Genomic DNA, 18,337 nt, shown 5'->3' with positions numbered 1-18,337 from the left:
CTTGGTGGTGCATCGCACACATGGACCCAGGGTGTGTGCGATGGGCCCCGCACGAGGATGGGTGGGCCCCGCACGGATGGGCCCCACACGGATGGCCCCACCCGGTCGCGGACCCGCAGCCCACCCACGCGTCGCGCACGTCGCCGTCGTGTGGTCTAGTTCTGGGTCCAGCCATCGAACGCACGGATGGGGACGACATGGGCAGCGAGACCGGCATCTGGATCCTTGGCGGTCACCAGACCGACTTCGCACGCAACTTCGCCCGCGAGGGCAAGGGCGTGCACGACCTGGTGCAGGAGGTGGTCGAGGGCACGCTCGACGACGCCGGCACCACCGCCCGCGACGTGGAGGTCATCCACGTGGGCAACGCCTTCGGCCAGCTGTTCACCGGGCAGGGACACCTCGGCGCCATGCCCGCCACCGTCGTCCCCGAGCTGTGGGGTGTCCCCGCGTCCCGCCACGAGGCCGCCTGTGCGTCGGGCAGCATCGCCACCCTCTCGGCCATGGCCGACCTGGAGGCCGGCCGGTACGGCTGCGCGCTCGTCATCGGCGCAGAGATCGAGAAGACCGTCCCCGGCGACACCGCTGCCGCCCACCTCGGTGCCGCCGCATGGGTCGGCCACGAGGGTGAGGACGCCACCTTCATGTGGCCGTTCATGTTCTCTGCGCTGGCCGACGAGTACGACCGGCGCTACGGGATCGACGAAGCCCACCTCAGGGCCATCGCCGAGCTGAACCATCGCAACGCCAAGGACAACCCGCTGGCCCAGACCCGGGGCTGGAGCTTCGACGAGAAGTCCTTCAGCGACGACGACCAGCACAACCCGGTCGTGGACGGACGCACTCGCCGGACCGACTGCAGCCAGGTGACCGACGGTGGCGCCGGCATCGTGCTCGCCACCGACGAATGGGTCCGGGACCACCCCGAGGTGCTCAGCCGCGGCAGGGCAGTACGGATCCTCGGCTGGGGGCACCGAACCGTCGGCCTGCCCCTGGCACAGAAGACGCAACGCGAGGACGGCCCGTACGTCCTGTCCCACGTGGCCGACGCCATCCGGGACGCCTTCGACCGCGCCGGGGTTGCCGAGGCCGCTGACCTCGACGGGATCGAGACCCACGACTGCTTCTCGATGTCGGAGTACATGGCGATCGACCACTTCGGCATCACCCCACCCGGGGACAGCTGGAAGGCCATCGAGGCCGGCGACCTCGAACGCGACGGCCGCATCCCGGTCAACCCGAGCGGCGGCCTGATCGGTGGCGGTCACCCGGTCGGCGCCACCGGGGTGCGGATGCTCGTCGACGCCAGCCGCCAGGTCACCGGGCGTGCCGGCGAGACTCAGGTCGACGGTGCGTCCCGCTTCGCCACGCTCAACATCGGCGGGTCGACGGCAACCACCTGCTCCTTCGTCGTCGGTCGCGCCTGACCCCCACCTGTCTCCCCACCGAGGAAATCCCGAACACGATGGACATCGAGCTGGTCGGCCGAGCGCTGACGACACTTCCCGAGGACGACGACCACCCCTACCGCAGCGGACCGTGGCGGCCGCAGACCGATGAGTTCCGGGCGGATGACCTCGAGGTCATCGGCGACATCCCCGCAGACCTCGACGGGGTCTACCTGCGCAACACCGAGAACCCGGTCCACCCCGCGATCCAGCGATACCACCCCTTCGACGGTGACGGGATGGTCCACATGGTGGGCTTCCGTGACGGCACGGCCTTCTACCGGAACCGCTTCGTCCGCACCGCCGGGTTCGAGGCCGAGCAGGAGGCCGGCCGCTCCTTGTGGGCAGGTATCGCCGAGGACCCGCGTGTCGCCGAGCGGGAGGGGTGGGGCGCCCGCGGACGGATGAAGGACGCCTCGAGCACCGACATCGTGGTGCACGCCGGACAGGCCCTCACGTCGTTCTACCAGTGCGGTGACCTGTACCGCCTCGACCCGCTGACCCTGCAGACGATGGGACGGGCGACCTGGGACGGCCGCTTCCCCGCGGAGGGTGTGTCGGCCCACCCGAAGGTCGACGACCGGACCGGCGAGATGTTGTTCTTCAACTACGGCAAGGAGGCCCCGTACATGCACTACGGGGTGGTCGACGCCGACAACCGCCTCGTGCACTACACCGACATCCCCCTGCCGGGTCCCCGCCTGCCCCACGACATGGCGATCACCGAGCACTACGCCATCCTCAACGACCTGCCCCTGCACTGGGACGAGGACCTGCTGAAGAAGGGCGTGCACGCGGCCCGCATGCACGACGCCCCCACGCGGTTCGCCGTCATCCCCCGGCGGGGAACGGCCACCGAAATCCGCTGGTACGAGGCCGATCCCACCTACGTCCTGCACTGGACCAACGCCTACGAGGACGGCGACGAGATCGTGCTCGAGGGCTTCTACCAGGAGAACCCCGTGCCGGACCCGCCGAAGGAGGATCGGATGCGGATGTTCCGGTACCTCGCGCTGGACGTCATGCAGACCCGCCTGCACCGGTGGCGCTTCGACCTGCGGACCGGCCGGACGAGGGAGGAGCACCTGCGTGAGGAGTACACCGAGTTCGGGATGATCAACGAGGCGCACCTCGGCCGGGACTACCGCTACGTCTACGCCGCGACGGCCAAGCCCGGCTGGTTCCTCTTCAACGGCCTCGTCAAGCACGACGTCAGGACGGGGCGCGACGAACGCTTCGCGCTGGAAGAGGGGGTCTTCTGCTCCGAGACGGTGATGGCTCCTCGCGTCGGCGCAACCGCCGAGGACGACGGGTACCTCGTCACCTTCACCATCGACACCAACCGGGACTGCTCCGAAGCGATCGTCCTCGACGCCGCCAACCCGGCCGATGGCCCCATCGCGCGGGTGCGCCTGCCCCAGCGGATCAGCAGCGGCACGCACGCGACATGGGCATCCGGTGAGGAGATCCCGGGCTGGTTCGACGTCGACAGGGCCGCGGACGCGGTGGTCCGAGGCTCGCTGCGCTGACACCGACGCAGCGTGGCACCATTCCGCAGGTGCGCCTCCTCCTGCTCCTCGTCCTGTCGTTGTGCACCCTGCTCGTGGGCTGTGCGGGGGAGCCGACACCGGTGGGCCTCGACCCGAACGCCCCGCCGACCGGTCCGTTGACGGCCCTGGCGGAATGCGACAACCCCCTCGACCAGGAGCCCCACGACCCCGTCGAGGGCGCGGAGCTGCATCCGGAGGCCGTCGTCGACTCCGTCACCCCGCAGGGCCCGCTGACCAACCTGACGGCCTACGTCCCCGTCACCCCGGTCAACATCCGGTTGTGGTACGAGCAGCGCGACGACCTCGAGATCATCATCATCGAGGACGAGGTGTTCGAGGCCGAGCTGCTCGTGTCCAACGGCGAGTACCGCACCTACGTGAAGGCCTCGGCGATCTGCCAGACCGGGTCGACGATGGTGGCCACGGTCGCCGAGGAGCTGTCGGCCGCCGAGCTGCCGGTCCCGGCGGGCGCACTGCAGGCGACACCCACCGACTGACCTGCGGCAGACTGCGGCCATGGACGAGCCCGACCGAACGCCGCCCGATCGCACGCCGCCCGATCGCACCCTCCCCGATCGGACACTCCCCGATCGGACGCTCCCCGACGGCTACCGCGAACAGCTCGGCCACGGCGCGCTGACCTTCGCCGACCGGCCGCTGCTGACCGGCACGGCAGACCTCGACCGCTGGCAGCCCGACGTCGCCATCGTCGGCGCCCCGCTGGACATCAACACGACGAACAAGCCGGGGGCACGGTTCGGACCGCGGGCGCTGCGCGCGGACGCCGACCACCCGGGCGCCTACCACCTGGACCTTCGGATCGAGGTGTTCGACCACCTCGAGGTCGTCGACTACGGCGACGCGATCTGCCCCCACGGGCAGTCGGAGGTGGGGCTCGCCAACATCCGCGAACGGGTCCTCGAGGTCGCCAGCCGAGGCATCCTGCCGGTCGTGCTCGGGGGTGACCACTCCGTCACCTGGCCCAGCGTCGAGGCGGTCGCGGAGGCCCATGGCTGGGGACAGGTCGGGGTCGTGCACTTCGACGCCCACGCCGACACCGCCGACCGGGTCGACGGCAACGCGGCCAGCCACGGGACCCCGATGCGTCGGCTCATCGAGTCCGGTGCCGTCCTCGGCCGCAACTTCGTCCAGGTCGGGCTGCGCGGCTACTGGCCACCGGCCGACGTCTTCGAGTGGATGCAGGCGCAGGGCATGCGGTGGCACCTCATGCAGGAGGTGTGGGAGCGCGGTGCACCTGCGGTCATGGAGGACGCCGTCGCCGAGGCCATGGAGGGGTGCGATGCCCTGTACCTGTCGGTCGACATCGACGTGCTCGACCCCGGGTTCGCCCCGGGGACCGGCACCCCGGAGCCGGGTGGCATGGCCCCGGCGGACCTGCTGCGAGCGGTCAGGAAGCTCGCGCTGGAGACCAACCTCGTCGGCATGGACATCGTCGAGGTGTCACCGCCCTACGACCACGCCCAGCAGACGGTCAACAACGCCCACCGGGTGGTCATGGAGTTCCTGGCAGGGCTGGCCGTGCGGCGCCGGGACGGCTGAGCCGAACGCCACACGGTCGCCATCCTCGAGCGACCGGGAACTAGCCGCCCTCACCCGAGGCGACGGGGCCGACACCACAGTCCTCCAGGTAGGGGCGGAGGGTGTCGGAGGCCGCGTCGAGCAGCGCTTGGTCCGGGACCTCGGCGCCACCGCTGCCGACGGTGCGGGCGAACTCGTCGTGCACGTCGGTGGCCACGGCGAGCACCGCCGGGTCCACGGTGCCCTCGAGCGCGATCAGGGTCTGGCCCATCAGCTCGATGGCGTCGACGTACTGCTCGGAGTCCGGCTCGGCGAAGAACGCGTTGCCGATCAGCTCGTTGAAGCCCACGAGCAGGTCGCACGACTCCGCGCTGGCGACGTCAGCGGAGCCCGAGTCGTCGGCGTCCGGGGTCGTCGCGTCGATGGGCTCGGGGTCGACGGGGCCCTCGGACGCGTCGTCGGTCGCGAGGGACGCGGACTCGGACTCGGTGACATCGACGTCGGCGACCGAGTCGGATCCGCTGCAGCCGGCGGCGACGAGCGCGAGCAGCAGGACGAGGGCAGGGACGAACAGGCGGGTACGCAGGGTGCGCAAGGCAGGGCTCCTGATGAGGGCGCCACCCATCCCCCCGACGGAGCGATCGACGCGACGCTGGCACGACGGTAGTCCGCTCCGGATCTCGAAACCACCTGGTGTCACCGGTCGATCACCCACAATGATCCCAGCGGTGCCGTTGCCGCGACGCACCGGACCCGCCCCCGACCCTCCGGCCCACCCCGAGGACCCCCGGCCATCCGGTTCCTGCGGCGTCCGGGGAGCGTCGTACAGTCCGGGGTCCGCCCGTCGTCGAACAGTGGATCCGCCGTGTCCAGCAATCGCCGTCTGCTCCTGCCTGCCCTCGCACTCCTCGCGGCCATCGGCCTCGCGGCCGCCGCGTTCCTCGGCGGTGACGACCCCGCGCTCGTGGACGCCGCCCCGCCGGCCGACCCGGCCGACCCGGCCGACGCCGCCGCGGCCCCGGACGCCGGTCCCGACATCGCTCCCGACGCCGCCCCCGACGACCGCCCGTCCCGCGAACGCATGGCGCCGCTGCGTGTCGACGAGCCCGGCATGACCATCGGCGACCCCGACGCCCCCATGGTGATGCTCGCGTTCGAGTCCTTCGGGTGCCTGTGGTGCGGCAACTTCCACCGCCTGACCATGCCGGGGGTCATGGCCGACTGGGTCAACACCGGCCTGCTGCGGATCGAGACGCGGATGTTGCCCTACGAGGACCGCGCCGTCCCCGGCGCACGGATCGGCATGGCCGCCGGCCTACAGGACCGCTACTGGCCGCTGGCCGAACACCTCTACCCCTTCATCTCCGGCGGTGGCGAACCCCCCGTCGGCCGCGACCTGACCGAGGCCGAGCTCGGCGCCTATCGCGAACGCCAGACCGAGGAGGCGCTGCTGGCACAGGTCGAGGCGGTGGCGGAGGAGATCGACCTCGACTGGGAGCGGTTCCTGGCCGACTACCGCTCGCCAGAGGTGGCCGCGCTGGTGCAGCGCGACCAGCAGCTGGCCTACCAGCTGGGCTTCACCGGCACCCCCGCCCTGGTCGTCAACGGCGTCCCCATGGGCGGGTACGCCAGCCCAGAACGGTTCGACGAGTTCCTGACCGGCGTCCACGACGCCAGCACGAGCTGACCGTGCCCCTCGGTGCCGACGTCGGGTACGTCGCCGCGCTCGCCGGCGGGGTGCTGGCGCTGCTCAGCCCCTGCGGTGCGCTGCTCCTCCCCTCCTTCTTCGCCTACGCCTTCGACAGCCGCGGCAGGTTGCTGGCCCGCACCGGCGTGTTCTGGCTCGGGCTGGTCACCACCCTTGTCCCCCTCGGCGTCTCGGCGTCGGCCGCCACCCGGCTGGTGCGGACCAACCAGGACACCGTCGTGGCAGTGGCGGCCGGGCTGGTCATCGTGCTCGGCGTCGTCACCGCGCTCGGCGGCGGGTTCGTCCTGCTGCCCGGCCGCCTGTCCGCGCGGACCGCGCCGGCCGAGGGCAGCGGGCCGTGGGGGGTGTACGTGCTGGGCCTGGCCTACGGGCTGACGGGGTTCTGCACCGGCCCGATCCTCGGCTCGATCCTGGTCCTGGCCGCGGCGGGTGGACAGCCCGTCCGGGGCGGCGCGTTGCTGGCCGTGTACGCCGTGGGCATGGTCGTGCCGCTGGTCGTGCTGGCCCTGCTGTGGGACCGCATCGGCGACCGGATCGTGCGTGCCCTCCGGGGGCGCGAGATCAGTGTCGGTCGGCTCCGCCTGCACACGACGTCGTTGGTCTCGGGCGTCCTGCTGATCGCCGTCGGCGTCCTGCTGCTGGTCGGTGGCGGCAGCTTCGTGGAGTCCCCAAACCTGGCCCTGCTGGGTGCGCGCGCCGAGGAGTGGGCGCGATCGGTCGGGGCGCGCGTCCCCGACCGCGCCCTCGCCGTGGTCGCCGTCGACGCGGCTCTCGGGTGGTTCGTGTCCCGCCTGCGCGAGGACGTCGACCGCTGAGCCGGGAATGCCGACCCCGCTCCAGCGGTTGGGCGGACATGGCCGACATCGCGTTCTGGTTCGATCCCGTGTGTCCGTTCGCATGGATGACGAGCAAGTGGGTGCGGCTGGTCGCCGAGCAGCGCGAGTACGACGTCGAGTGGCGGCTGATCTCCCTGCGGCTGCTGAACAGCCACATCGACTACGACGCGCACTTCCCCCCGGGCTACGAGGAGGGACACCGCGCAGGCCTGCGGATGCTGCGGGTCGCCGCCCGCACGCGAGCCGAGCACGGTTCCGAGGCCCTGGACGCCCTGCAGGAGGCCTTCGGCGCACACATCTGGGACATCGATCCCCCGGCCGACCCGATGGCACACGAGCGGTGGCTGGGCACGCCCGACCACGTGGCACCGATCCTGGACCGGGCGGGACTGCCCGCCGACCTTCTCGAGGCGCTCGACGACGATGCCTGGGACGCCGTGATCCATGAGGAGACCGACCTGGCCCTGTCGCTGACCGGCAAGGACGTCGGCACGCCGATCATCCAGTTCGAGCCGCCGGACGGGGTGGCGTTCTTCGGCCCGGTGATCAGCCGGCTGCCCGCGCCGGACACAGCCGTGGAGCTCTGGGACCACGTCATCGGGCTGGCCCGCTACGCCGGCTTTTCGGAGATGAAGCGCAGCCTGCGGGAACGGCCGCAGCTGCGCGTCTGGGGCCACACCGACGACGCCGGTGCGGGCGCGCAGGAGGACTGGCACGGGGGGTCCCGCCGCCAGAAGCGCTGAGGGCTCAGGCGGACGTGGCTGCCGGCTCGGCGATGCCCCGGATGGCGCGGTAGTCATCGGGGTCGATCGGCCGTCCCGACACCGTGGACAGGGCCGGATCGTGGGCGAGGTAGGCTTCCTCGCCGTTCCGCCACGCCTGCACGTACCGGTAGAACGGCACGATGGGGTGGACGTGGTGCAGCAGGTGGTAGTTCTGGCTGAACAGCAGCGGGGTCAGCACCTTCTCCCACCCGATGATGTTGCGGGTCGACTGCAGGCGCCGGTCGGTGGTGGTGCCGTCGAGGCCGTGGTGGGGCAACCAGTCGAACCACCAGGCCAGCACCACCAGGGCGATCCGCTGCGGGACGAGGTAGACCAGCGCCAGCTCGACGCCGTGGCCGGCGACCACGAGGCCGGCGATGGCGACCACCGCGAGGACGGCGACGGCCACCGACTCGTTGATCTCCTTGCGCGGACGCTCGCGCCACCCCTTCAGGTAGAACGACGCGTAGTGCACGTCGACCAGCATCCACCGCAGCGGCAGCTGCCATGCCGGCCCGTGGATCATCCAGCTGTCGGGGTCCAGCTCGTCCCCCTCGTTGACGAACCGGTGGTGGGTCAGGTGGATGTGGCGGAACAGCGGGAAGGAGGAGTAGGAGGCCACGAACGGCACGGCGACCCGTCCGAGCACCTCGTTGACCACCTTGCGCTTGCCCAGGCCGCGGTGGGCCGCGTCATGCAGCACCGTGAACATGCCGAAGGAGACGAAGGCGTGCACCGGCATGGTGACCCAGAGGCTGATGGCCCCCGTCAGCGCACCCCACGTCATGGCGCCCCAGGCCACCAGCAACGCCACGGCCAGCGCGACGGTGGGCCAGGCGACCTCGGGACGTGGGACACCCGGCGAGGGGATGCGGGGCAGCCGGATCCGGTCGGACCCGGCGACGGTGGCGGTGTCGGACTGCGACATGACGACCTCGGCTCGGCGGTTTACAACTTCAGTAGAACGTAAACCTACGAGCCGAGGTGGTCAACCCCCGCTCAGTCGCGACGGCTGGGGATCCAGCACGCCCATCCGTAGGCCGGGTCCGCCGTCCAGGTCCGCCCGCCGAGGTCCACCGGCAGGCCGAGGAGGGCTGACGACACCGTGTCGGGGCCGATCGACGGCAACGCCGGGGCGGCGATCTGCTCGTGCGCGGCCTGGGCCTCGAACGCGCCTTCGGTCAGGCGGACGACGTCGACGCCGCGCAGCGAGTCGGCGACGAACACCACGTCACCTCGCCACCGGGGGGCGAACGACAGGTTGACCAGCGGCCGGTGGAACGCCACCTGGATGGGGTCGGTCGGGTCCGACACGTCCACGAACCGCGTGCCCTGCCCGTACCAGGAGTAGGCGACGATCGAGTCCTTCATGTCGAAGTAGTGGGCGCTGCACAGCGCGATCGGGCCGGGTTCGCCGGCGGCGATGGGGCTCCACGTCCCGACGGTGCGCAGCCGGAACGGCTCCTCCGGGGTGGAGACGAACCCCTCGCCGGCGTAGGACCCCTCCAGCGTCACGATGTTGAACAGGCCATCGCTGGTGCAGGCCGACGTGAACGCCTCGTCGGTGGCGTAGATCAGCTCGCCGGCCGCGAAGCCGCTGGCCTCGAGGTCCGCGCCGAGATCCGCCTCGTCGCCCACGGGACGGTAGGAGTTGTGGATGACCCCGCCGGAGCTGTCCTCGCCCTCCAGCGTGCCGCCTGCGAAGGGCACCGGGTCGGCGGGGGTGGCCCGCCGCGTCGTCCCGGTCAGGGGGTCGACATGGGTCCCGAAGGTGTGGAAGCCGTAGACCCCACCACGGCTGGACACCCACGCCAGCCCGTCGGCGTCGACCTGCACGTCGTGGGCGTAGTCGGTGACGCCGTCGTTCTGGTTGGTCAGCAGCGGCATGGGGTGGGTGAAGGGCCGCTCGGGATCGGTGATGTCGGTCACGAACACCGGCCGCCCGCCCCATTCGTCGGGCTGGTGGGTACCCGTCGCCGGACCACCGGACCACAGGTGGTCACACGACGCCATCGAGCCGTCGGCGCGCTGGGAGCGCACGCAGGTGGCGGTGTGCCCGGCGGGCAGCTCGTGGAAGACGATGCGGCGCAGGGCCGTCGGGTCCGCGACGTCGATCAGGTAGACGCCGGCGACGCCGTCGTCGGTCGAGCCGCCGTAGGCCCGCGGGTCGCGCGACAGCATCACCAGCTTCCGCTCGACGTCGACGTCCATGTCCTCGTTCTCCCAGAAGTCGGGCATCTCCAGGCTGTCGAGAAACACGGGATCGGCCGGGTCGGACACGTCGAAGCTCTGCAGGCCGAACCGCCCGGTGGCGAACAGGACGTCGCGGTCGCCGTAGTCGATGAAGTTGATGGCGGTGACGTCGTTGAGGCCGTCGATGTGGGCGACGAGCTCGGTGTTGCCCTGGGTGGCCGGGCCGGGCACGAACGGGGCAGCCTGCTGGGACTCCCACTCGTCGTACTCGCTGCCGATCACGCTGAAGGGCGTGAAGGTGTTCCCGACGGTGATGCCGTAGCCAGCCGGATCGTCGTCGACCTGCTGCTGGGTGACCCCAACCCCGTCGACGCAGCCGGTGCCGTCGTCGATGGCCGTGACGGGCGAGCCGTCGGCGGTCGTGATCGCGATGCCGTCGGACTCCACGCCACCCATGGCGGCGCACAGCCGGTCGTCGTCGAGGGACACGAAGGCCAACCCCTCCCCATCGGCACCCACCGCGGCGGTGTACCGGGCGCTGAACTGCACGGCGCCGTCGACGCAGACGTCCTCGCCATCGTCGTCGGCCACGCACGCCCGGACGACCGCGAGGCCGGGGGTGGAGGAGGTGAAGCGCAGCCGGGCGATGCCGTCGTCGTCAGCGGTCACGGCCGCCTCCATGCCGCCGCCGCCCTGGGGGAGCTCGGTCGGGGCGAGGTCGTCGGCGGTGATCGTGGCCATGGCGCGGCTGAGGGTGTCGGGCACGACGGTGAACCGCACCTCGGGGCCGGTCGGTGCGCTGCCGCTCCCGTCCTGGTCGAACGCGGCGGCGCCGGCGTCGGCGTCCACGACGACCTCGTGGGTCTCACCGACCCGGACGACGGCCTGCGTCGGGAACAGCGCCGGGTCGATGGGACACAGGTCGCTGCTGCCGAGGGCATCGACGACCGAGGTGACCTCGGCGTCGGAAACGACCGCGGTGCCGCCGGCGACGATCACCCGGCGCATGCCGCAGCCGATGAGGCCACCGACGGCATCTTCCGCGGCGGTCCCGCCGGTCAGCAGCAGCGGTGCCTGCAACGCCCCGGCGAGGGGTGCTGCGGCCATGGCGTCGGGGAAGTCCGACCCCGTGGCCAGCACGACGTCGGCGGGGGCCCAGCCGACGACATCGCCGGCGTAACGGGCGACCTCGGCGGCGGTCTCCTGGCGCGAGTCACCGGCCAGGCGACGCACGTCGTGACCCTCGGACCGGACGGTGTCGAGCACCTCGGGTGACACCACCGCGGTGCCCCCGACGATCAGGACCTGCTCGACCGCCAGCTGCTCGAGCGCGTCGAGGGTGGCCGGGGACACCTCGTCGGTGTCGGTCAGCAGGATGGGCAGGCCGGCACCGGCGGCCAGGGGGCCCGCGACCAGCGCATCGGCGAACGTGCCGGCGGCCGCCAGCACCGCGGTCGGCTGCCCGTCGACGCGACCGACCTCGCGACCGGACGTCGCGATGGCGACGGCGGTGTCGATCCGGCTGTCACCGGCCAGCCGCTGGACGTCGAGGTCCATGTCCTCCAGCTGGTCCACGACTGCCTGACCGACGGCACGTTCGCCGCCGAGCACGATCGCAACCGACGGCGCGAGCGCGTCGATGGCCTCCACGGTGGCGTCCGGCAGCACGTCGGGCCCGGTCAGGAGCACGGGTGCAGCGAGGAACGCGCCGGCGAGCGCGTCGGGGAAGTCGTCCGCACGGGCGATGACGACGGTGTCGCTGGCCGGTGTTGCGGCGGCCAGCGCCGCGGCCGTCTCCGCTCGTCCGGACCCGGCATGCCGGACCACCGGTGGGTCCTCCTGGCCACCCACCGCACCTGGCGACAGGCCGGCCACGAGGGCGACGACGAGCAACAGGACCTGGGTGAGACGTGATCGTGACTGCATCGCAGGGGACTACGCCGTGTGGAACCGGGGGCTTACGCAGCGTCAGCGGTGGACGGGTGGTCGGGACCCGTCGGGAACGGACGGTTACGGTAGGGCGTCGCCATTCACCCCAGAGGACCTTCCCCATGCGCATCGCTGTGACCGGCTCCATCGCCGAAGACCTGCTCCTGACCTTCCCCGGCAAGTTCGCCGACATGATCCTGGCCGACCAGCTGGAGCGCTTGAGCCTGAGCTTCCTGGCCGACGGGATGCAGCGTCGCCGGGGTGGCGTGGGCGGCAACATCGCCTACGGCATGGGGCAGCTCGGCGCGAAGCCGATCCTCGTCGGGGCCGTCGGCGACGACTTCCTGGCCGAGTACAAGCCGTGGCTGGAGCGCAACGGCGTCGACTGCGACTCCGTCTACGTCTCCCCCGACAAGGGCATGGCGCGCTTCCTCTGCACCACCGACGCCGCCCAGTCCCAGATCGCGACCTTCTACTCCGGTGCGATGGAGGACTGCAAGGAGATCGACCTGGGGCCGATCGCCGAGGTGCACGGCGGACTGGACCTCGTCGTGGTCTCCCCCAACGGCCCCGAGGGCATGCTGCGCCACACCCGCGATGCCCATGCGATGGGCATCGACGTGGTCGCCGACCCGAGCCAGCAGCTCGCGCGCATGCACGGCCCCGAGATCCGGCCGCTGATCGAGGGCGCCAAGTACCTGATCTGCAACGACTACGAGCGGTCGCTGATCACCAAGAAGACGGGGTGGACCGACGAGGAGCTGCGAGAGCAGGTCGAGGTGCTGGTCACGACCCACGGGGCCAAGGGCGCCAGCATCGAGCAGCCGGGACAGGACGAGCTGACCGTCCTCGCCGTCGCCCCGCAGGACGACGTCGAGCTCGAGCCGACCGGGGCCGGGGACGCGTTCCGTGCCGGGTTCCTGTCCGGGCTGGCCGCCGGCCTGCCGCTGGAGTCCAGCGCCCAGCTCGGGTGCGCCACCGCCACGCTTGCCCTCGAGACCGTCGGCCCGCAGGAGTACGTCGCCTCACCCGCCGCCCTGCGCCCACGGCTGGCGGCCGCCTACGGGGACGACGCCGCCATGACCATCATCGAGGCGCTCGACTTCTGAGGACCATCGGACCCCACCAGCCGGGGTCCGACGCCGCGGCCGGTCAGCTGATCGCGTCGCGGACCTGGTCGGCGACGGTTGCCGACAGCGCGGCGGTGCCGCCGTACAGCACGGCGTCGTCGACGGTGTCGGCAACCCCGCGGAGGTAGTCGCCGGTGGCCGTCGACAGGCTGCTCGACGACGACAGCAGCACGGGGCCGCCTCGCTGGGCGATGTGGGCGCCGCCGGCGAGGGCGTCGGCGAAGACGTCGACACGGGCGATGCCGACGACCGTCGCGGTCGGGAACCACTCGGCGGCAACGGCGACGGCCGTCTGGACCGGGTCCTGCCCGCCGACGGCACGCCGGCCGGGGTACGCCGTCGTGGCGGTGGCCCCGACGGTGACCACCTCGGCGTCGCCGTGCTCGGCGAGGTAGGCATCCACCGCGGGGTGGCTGCGGGTGCCGTCGGTCAGCACGACGACGCCCCCGGCGGCGTCGGCGGCGGGTCCCGCGACCAGCGCATCGGTGAACCCGGCCCCGTCGGCCAGCAGGACCGTGTCGGGGGCGTCGGTGACCGCATCAGCCACCGCGATGGCCGTTTCGATCCGGCTCTCGCCGGCCAGCCGGACGACCTGGTAGCCGTCGGCGGTCAGGCTGCTGGCGACCGCCTCACCGATCGCGGCGGTGCCACCGAGCAGGTAGACGGTGCCGCCGGGCGGGAGGACACGCTGGATCTCGGCCTCCGTGGCGGGGTGCAGGCTGTCGCCTCCGGTCAGCAGCACCGGCGCGGTGCGGTCGGCGGCCAGGGCGGTGCCGGCCAGGGCGTCGGCGGCGACGTCGGCGCGGCCGAGCACGACCGCCCCTGCGCCAAGCATGCCGAACGCGTCGCGCGAGGCGGCGACCGCCGTTTCGACCCGGGAGTCCCCCGACAGCCGCTGGACACGGTCGTCGGGAGCGGGCGGTTGCCCCGCGGCGGTGTCGATGGAGGCGCCGTCGGCGTCGAAGATCAGGGTGCCGTCGGCCAGCGTGACGTCGAGGTCGGTGTGCGCCTCGAGGTAGGCGAGCATGCGCGAGAGGTCGCTGACGCCGTTGGCGCCGATGTTCGGCAGGACCTCAAGGGTCGAGAGGACCCCGAAGGCCCGTCCCTGTGCGTCGATGAAGGCGCTGCCCGAGTCGCCGGGGATGCCCGGGTTCAGGACGGTCCGGACGGTGTGGGTCCACCCCTCTCCCGACTGGCCCTGGGAGGTGCCCGTCTTGGCGTTCAGCCCCGGTCGCAGGCCGGAGTTGCCGTAGGTGTGGACGGTGTCGCCGGGTGCGGTGCTGGCCACGATCCCGTGCGGACCACCCCAGTGGGGGATGCTCGGGTTGACCAGCGGCACGTCGACGGGATCGATCCGCACGAGGGCCAGGTCGTTGAACCGGCAGGCGTTGGGGTCGGTCTCACCGACCGCCTGCATGGTGTCCCAGCTGGAGTAGGCCAGCACGCCCGGCCGGGTCGCCCCGTCGATCTGGACCTCGACGCCGATGCCCTGTGTGGTGGCGGCGCACCCGTCGGTCTCGTCGGATCCGTCGTCGCTGGCGCAGTGGGCGGCCTGGCCCAGGTAGACCGCACCGGCATCGTCGGTGAACACGAAGTTGGCGGTGCACTGCCCACCCCCGGTCACGGTCTGCACGCCGGGGTGGATGGTGGCGTCGGCGAAGGGCACCCAGCCCGGGGCGGCCTGTGCCCGGGCCGGGCCGGGCAGCAACGAGATCGTGCCGAGGAGGACGATGGCGGCGAGCAGGGCGGCTGCCCCTCGGCTGCGCCGAGGGAAGGAGGAGGTGGTGGTCATGGCAGCTTGTAGTCGACTCGGAACGTGTCGGTGTCGACGGCGCCCTCCTGCGGTGTGGCGATGCGGCTGATCGACATGCGGAAACCCTCTGCGGTCTGCTCACGGGGGCCCATCGTGGTCTCGACCTCGAACCAGGGCGTGGACCAGAAGGTGACCGTGACGGAGTCGTCGGTGACTGCGGTGTCCACCAGTATCCAGTGCGGCGTGTTGTTGTTCAGCTCCAGGTCGACCCCGGGGTAGTCGATCGTCGCCTCGCGACCCGCCGGGTAGCGGTCGAACCAGAACGAGTGGGGGGTGTGGGTGATGATGTCGATCCCGCTGAACCACATCGCGTTGAAGAACGTGGTCCCGAACTGGCTGACCCCACCGCCCACGTCGTCGATGAACTCGCCCTCGAGGATGGCGCCGGCCTCGACGAACCCACCCTCGCGCGTGCGCTCGCCCACGGCATGGTTGATGTCGAGGTTGCCGCCGGGCGGCACGAGCATGCCGTCCACGATCTCGGCGATGCGATGGATGTTGGTGACACGCGCCTGACCGGGCTCGTAGAACGTGGTCCACGTGCTGACCGGCGCGACGATGCCGAGGTCAGCCGGGTCGACGGGCTCGGTGACCTCCTCCCCCTGCACCTCGGCCGTCGGCTGATCGGCCTCCATGGCGGCGACGATCGCCTCGACGGTGGCGTCGAGGTCCGGGTCGAGGCCCGGTTCGCCGACCTCGCTGACCAGACGTCCAGTCACCGTGCTGACGTCACCGTAGGCCGGGTTGTCGGCGGGGCCGCCGCTGCCCGGATCGGGGAGCGGGTCCTTGGTCGGGGTGGGCGAGCGGTCCTCGACGTGCATCCGGGGCAGCGGGCCGATGGCGGCACGGTCGAGGAACGCGGTCAGCGCAGGCGGCGGGTTGGCCGCCGACGGCACGATGCGCAGGCGCTGGCGTTCGATGGCGTCGGGGTCCTGCTCGACCGCCAGCAGCTGGACCAGCGCCTGCTCGCCGAGCTCGACGTCGATGGTCTCCCGCAGCGGCACGCCGACCCCGTCGACGGTCTGGGCGTCCTCGGGAACGGCCTGGGCCTGCAGGGTGATGGGCGTGTCGGTGAGCGCCTCGATCCGCTCGACGGCGGCGTCGACGCTCACCTGGGTGATCCTCGGCTGGACCTCGTCGGCCTCGATCTGGACCTGGAGGCTGGCCGGCCACTCCGCGAAGGGGGTGGTCTCCAGCGCGGCGACGGCGGTGCGGAAGCCCTCGCTGATCATGGTGGGGGTCACGTCGATCCCCACGACCGCGTCGGTCACGCGGAGGCCCGACGCGGTGATCTCGATCGCCCCGTCGGTTGGCTCGCTGGACAGTCGCGCCGCCAGCTCGTCGGTGTCACCGGTGGTGAAGAACAGGCCGACGGGCAGCACGGTCGCCTCACCACCGCTCACTCGCGCGAGCCAGTCGTCAAGGCCCGTGGCGTTCTCGGCGGCGCGGGCGACGCCCTGGACGTCGAAGCTGACACCGAGCGCGCCAGCGGTGACCTCTGCCCGTTCCTCGCCGGTGGCGACCACGACCGGCATGGACACGAGCCGCTGGCCGATCCGCTCGGCCGTCTCGACCGCCGCGGCCGGGTCGCCGACGGGTTCACCCGCCAGCGTGGTGCCGGGCGGGAGGTCCTGCGCCTTGACGGCGGCGAACCCGCCGGCGGCGAGCACGACGACAACAGCCACGCCGACGGCGATGGCCCAGGTCCTCTGGCGAGCGGTCATGACCCTCGACGGTAGTGCGCGGGCACGTCACGAGCCGAGAAGTCCGGCTGCCCATGACGCCCGAGGGCGACGAGGGGCCGACCAACCGGGCTGACGCGTACCCGTGGGGAAACGACGGACCGGGCGCGGATCTATGCTCGACCCATGGAGGCTTCGACCACATGACGGCGCAGGATGTCGAAGCGGTGCTGCGGGCCGGCGGGCATCGCATCACCCGTCCCCGCACCGCGGTGTGGGCGGCCCTCGTGGATGCCGACGACCACCTGACGGCTGAGGAGCTGGCCGACCGGGTCGAGCAGCAGGACGCCAGCGTGAACCTCGCGTCGGTCTACCGCACCCTCACCCTGTTCGAGGAGCTCGAGCTGGTCCGGCAGTCACGGCTGGGCGACGACCCAGCAGGCCGCTGGGAGATCACCCACCCCGACGACGACTTCCACCTGGTCTGCACCGAGTGCGGCGCGGTGGACCACCACGTCGGGACGCTGGTGCAGACCGTGCGCGACCACCTCCAGGACGGCCACGGGTTCGCGGTCGACCAGGTCGACCTGACGGTCCGCGGCCGCTGCGCCGCATGCGGTGACACTGCCGGCTGAGGACCGCTCGGCACCCACGACGACAGTCATTGCGAACGGTTCGCAACAAGGGCAGACTCGGTGGCAGCACAGCCGGACCGAGGTGAAAGGCATGCCGTGCATGCACCAGATGGGTTCCTGACCGCAGGCACTGCCGTGGCGACGGGGGCGATCAGCACGGGGGCCGTCGCGGTGGCGCTGCGGCAGACGCGTGACCGGCTGCGCGACAAGCAGATCCCGTTGGCCGGCATCGCGGCGGCGTTCGTCTTCGCCGCGCAGATGTTCAACTTCCCCGTGGCGGCCGGCACGACCGGACACCTGCTCGGCGGCGCGCTGGCGGCGATCCTGCTGGGCCCGTGGATGGGTGCGCTGGTCGTCACCGTCGTGGTGATCGTGCAGGCCCTGGGGTTCGCCGACGGCGGCCTGACGGCGCTGGGCTACAACGTGCTGAACATGGCCGTGGTGACGTCGTTCGGTGGCTACGGCGTGTTCGTGCTGATGCGTCGGATCCTGCCCGCCAACGGCAGCGGCGTCGTGGCCGCCTCCGGCGTGGCGGCGTTGGCCTCGGTCGTGCTGTCGTCCATGGCGTTCTCCCTGGAGTGGCTGTTCGGCGCGTCGGCCCCCGTGGCCTTCGACACCGTGTTCGGCGCGATGGTGGGCGTGCACCTGCTGATCGGGGTGGGCGAGGCGGTGCTGACCGCGCTGGCCGTCGGCGCCGTGCTGGCGGCCCGTCCCGACCTCGTGCACGGTGCGCAGGACCTCGACCGGGCACAGCTCGCCGATCGACCCAAGGTGTCGATGAAGGCCTTCGCCGTCGCCGGGCTGCTCGTGGCCGTCCTGTTCGCCACGGTCGTCAGCCAGTTCGCCGCGTCCGACCCGGACGGCCTGGAGCGGGTGGCGGAGGACCTCGAGTTCGTCGAGCAGGGCGAGGAACACTCCCTGGCCGGCGGCATCTTCGCCGACTACGCCACCGCCGGGATCGACAACGAACAGCTCAGCCTGGCCGTCGCCGGCGTGACCGGCCTCGTCCTGGTGCTGCTGGTCGGCGGCGGCCTGCTGCTGGCGGTCCGCGGGTCACGGCGAGCGCGGGGCGACACGCCTGACGTGGGCCGCACGCCCACCGAGGTCTAG

General features: G+C 71.8%; 15 protein-coding genes. 10 read left to right on the top strand and 5 right to left on the bottom strand.

The features are described 5' to 3' along the window. The first annotated feature begins 197 nt into the window (after positions 1-197). Genes CUC05_RS22845 through speB form a run of 4 tightly spaced genes read left to right on the top strand, consistent with a single transcriptional unit; the run spans position 198 to position 4,558 of the window. Positions 198-1,427 carry an acetyl-CoA acetyltransferase gene (locus CUC05_RS22845; RefSeq protein WP_108668458.1) on the top strand — a complete coding sequence of 410 codons (1,230 nt, stop codon included), beginning with the start codon at positions 198-200 and terminating at the stop codon, positions 1,425-1,427. A gap of 38 nt (positions 1,428-1,465) precedes the next feature. Continuing rightward, positions 1,466-2,977, top strand: coding sequence for a carotenoid oxygenase family protein (locus CUC05_RS22840; RefSeq protein WP_108668457.1), 1,512 nt, complete (start codon positions 1,466-1,468; stop codon positions 2,975-2,977). Between the two features lie 29 nt (positions 2,978-3,006). After that, the gene (locus CUC05_RS22835) at positions 3,007-3,495 is read left to right on the top strand and encodes a hypothetical protein (protein ID WP_108668456.1); all 489 of its coding nucleotides are present in this window, start codon (positions 3,007-3,009) and stop codon (positions 3,493-3,495) included. A 19-nt stretch (positions 3,496-3,514) separates the two neighbouring features. Continuing rightward, entirely contained in the window at positions 3,515-4,558 is a 1,044-nt protein-coding gene (gene speB, locus CUC05_RS22830) for an agmatinase (protein WP_108668455.1), read from the top strand. Positions 4,559-4,598: 40 nt separating this feature from the next. Here speB and CUC05_RS22825 read toward each other — a convergent pair whose 3' ends face one another. Continuing rightward, complete coding sequence (locus CUC05_RS22825) at positions 4,599-5,132, bottom strand: hypothetical protein (RefSeq protein ID WP_157965908.1); 534 nt, start codon at positions 5,130-5,132, stop codon at positions 4,599-4,601. Positions 5,133-5,402: 270 nt separating this feature from the next. Between CUC05_RS22825 and CUC05_RS22820 the strand changes: the two genes are divergently transcribed. From CUC05_RS22820 to CUC05_RS22810, 3 genes are read left to right on the top strand one after another with little or no spacing between them, the layout of a single operon-like run. Beyond that, a complete protein-coding gene (locus tag CUC05_RS22820) occupies positions 5,403-6,224 on the top strand; it encodes a DsbA family protein (RefSeq protein ID WP_108668453.1) in 822 nt (273 codons plus the stop codon). A gap of 2 nt (positions 6,225-6,226) precedes the next feature. After that, on the top strand, positions 6,227-7,060 hold the full coding sequence (locus tag CUC05_RS22815; RefSeq protein ID WP_108668452.1) for a cytochrome c biogenesis CcdA family protein: 834 nt from the start codon (positions 6,227-6,229) through the stop codon (positions 7,058-7,060). Positions 7,061-7,098: 38 nt separating this feature from the next. Next, entirely contained in the window at positions 7,099-7,824 is a 726-nt protein-coding gene (locus tag CUC05_RS22810) for a mycothiol-dependent nitroreductase Rv2466c family protein (protein ID WP_108668451.1), read from the top strand. 4 nt (positions 7,825-7,828) lie between these two features. On the opposite strand, the gene CUC05_RS22805 is transcribed toward CUC05_RS22810, so the two are convergent. Both CUC05_RS22805 and CUC05_RS22800 read right to left on the bottom strand, forming a co-directional pair. Further along, positions 7,829-8,773, bottom strand: a complete 945-nt coding sequence (locus CUC05_RS22805) for a fatty acid desaturase (protein ID WP_108668450.1) — start codon at positions 8,771-8,773, stop codon at positions 7,829-7,831. A 71-nt stretch (positions 8,774-8,844) separates the two neighbouring features. Then, positions 8,845-11,964 carry a cell wall-binding repeat-containing protein gene (locus CUC05_RS22800; RefSeq protein WP_108668449.1) on the bottom strand — a complete coding sequence of 1,040 codons (3,120 nt, stop codon included), beginning with the start codon at positions 11,962-11,964 and terminating at the stop codon, positions 8,845-8,847. 125 nt (positions 11,965-12,089) lie between these two features. On the opposite strand from CUC05_RS22800, the gene CUC05_RS22795 reads away from it, so the two are divergent. Beyond that, positions 12,090-13,076, top strand: a complete 987-nt coding sequence (locus CUC05_RS22795; RefSeq protein ID WP_108668448.1) for a carbohydrate kinase family protein — start codon at positions 12,090-12,092, stop codon at positions 13,074-13,076. Positions 13,077-13,119: 43 nt separating this feature from the next. Here the strand turns inward: CUC05_RS22795 and CUC05_RS22790 are convergent, their stop codons facing one another. Both CUC05_RS22790 and CUC05_RS22785 read right to left on the bottom strand, forming a co-directional pair. Then, positions 13,120-14,889, bottom strand: a complete 1,770-nt coding sequence (locus CUC05_RS22790; protein WP_108668447.1) for a cell wall-binding repeat-containing protein — start codon at positions 14,887-14,889, stop codon at positions 13,120-13,122. Then, positions 14,886-16,634, bottom strand: coding sequence for a VanW family protein (locus CUC05_RS22785; RefSeq protein ID WP_108668446.1), 1,749 nt, complete (start codon positions 16,632-16,634; stop codon positions 14,886-14,888). The genes CUC05_RS22790 and CUC05_RS22785 overlap by 4 nt, the downstream gene beginning before the upstream one ends. Before the next feature lie 161 nt (positions 16,635-16,795). Between CUC05_RS22785 and CUC05_RS22780 the strand changes: the two genes are divergently transcribed. Together CUC05_RS22780 and CUC05_RS22775 are read left to right on the top strand one after the other, a co-directional pair. Continuing rightward, positions 16,796-17,227, top strand: coding sequence for a Fur family transcriptional regulator (locus tag CUC05_RS22780; protein WP_157965907.1), 432 nt, complete (start codon positions 16,796-16,798; stop codon positions 17,225-17,227). Positions 17,228-17,323: 96 nt separating this feature from the next. After that, positions 17,324-18,337, top strand: a complete 1,014-nt coding sequence (locus CUC05_RS22775) for an energy-coupling factor ABC transporter permease (RefSeq protein ID WP_108668444.1) — start codon at positions 17,324-17,326, stop codon at positions 18,335-18,337.

Origin of the sequence: Euzebya rosea (assembly GCF_003073135.1) — a bacterium.
Classification (GTDB): Bacteria; Actinomycetota; Nitriliruptoria; order Euzebyales; family Euzebyaceae; genus Euzebya; species Euzebya rosea.
Note: the sequence above shows the minus strand (reverse complement) of the source record. Positions and strands in the feature narration are given on the sequence as shown.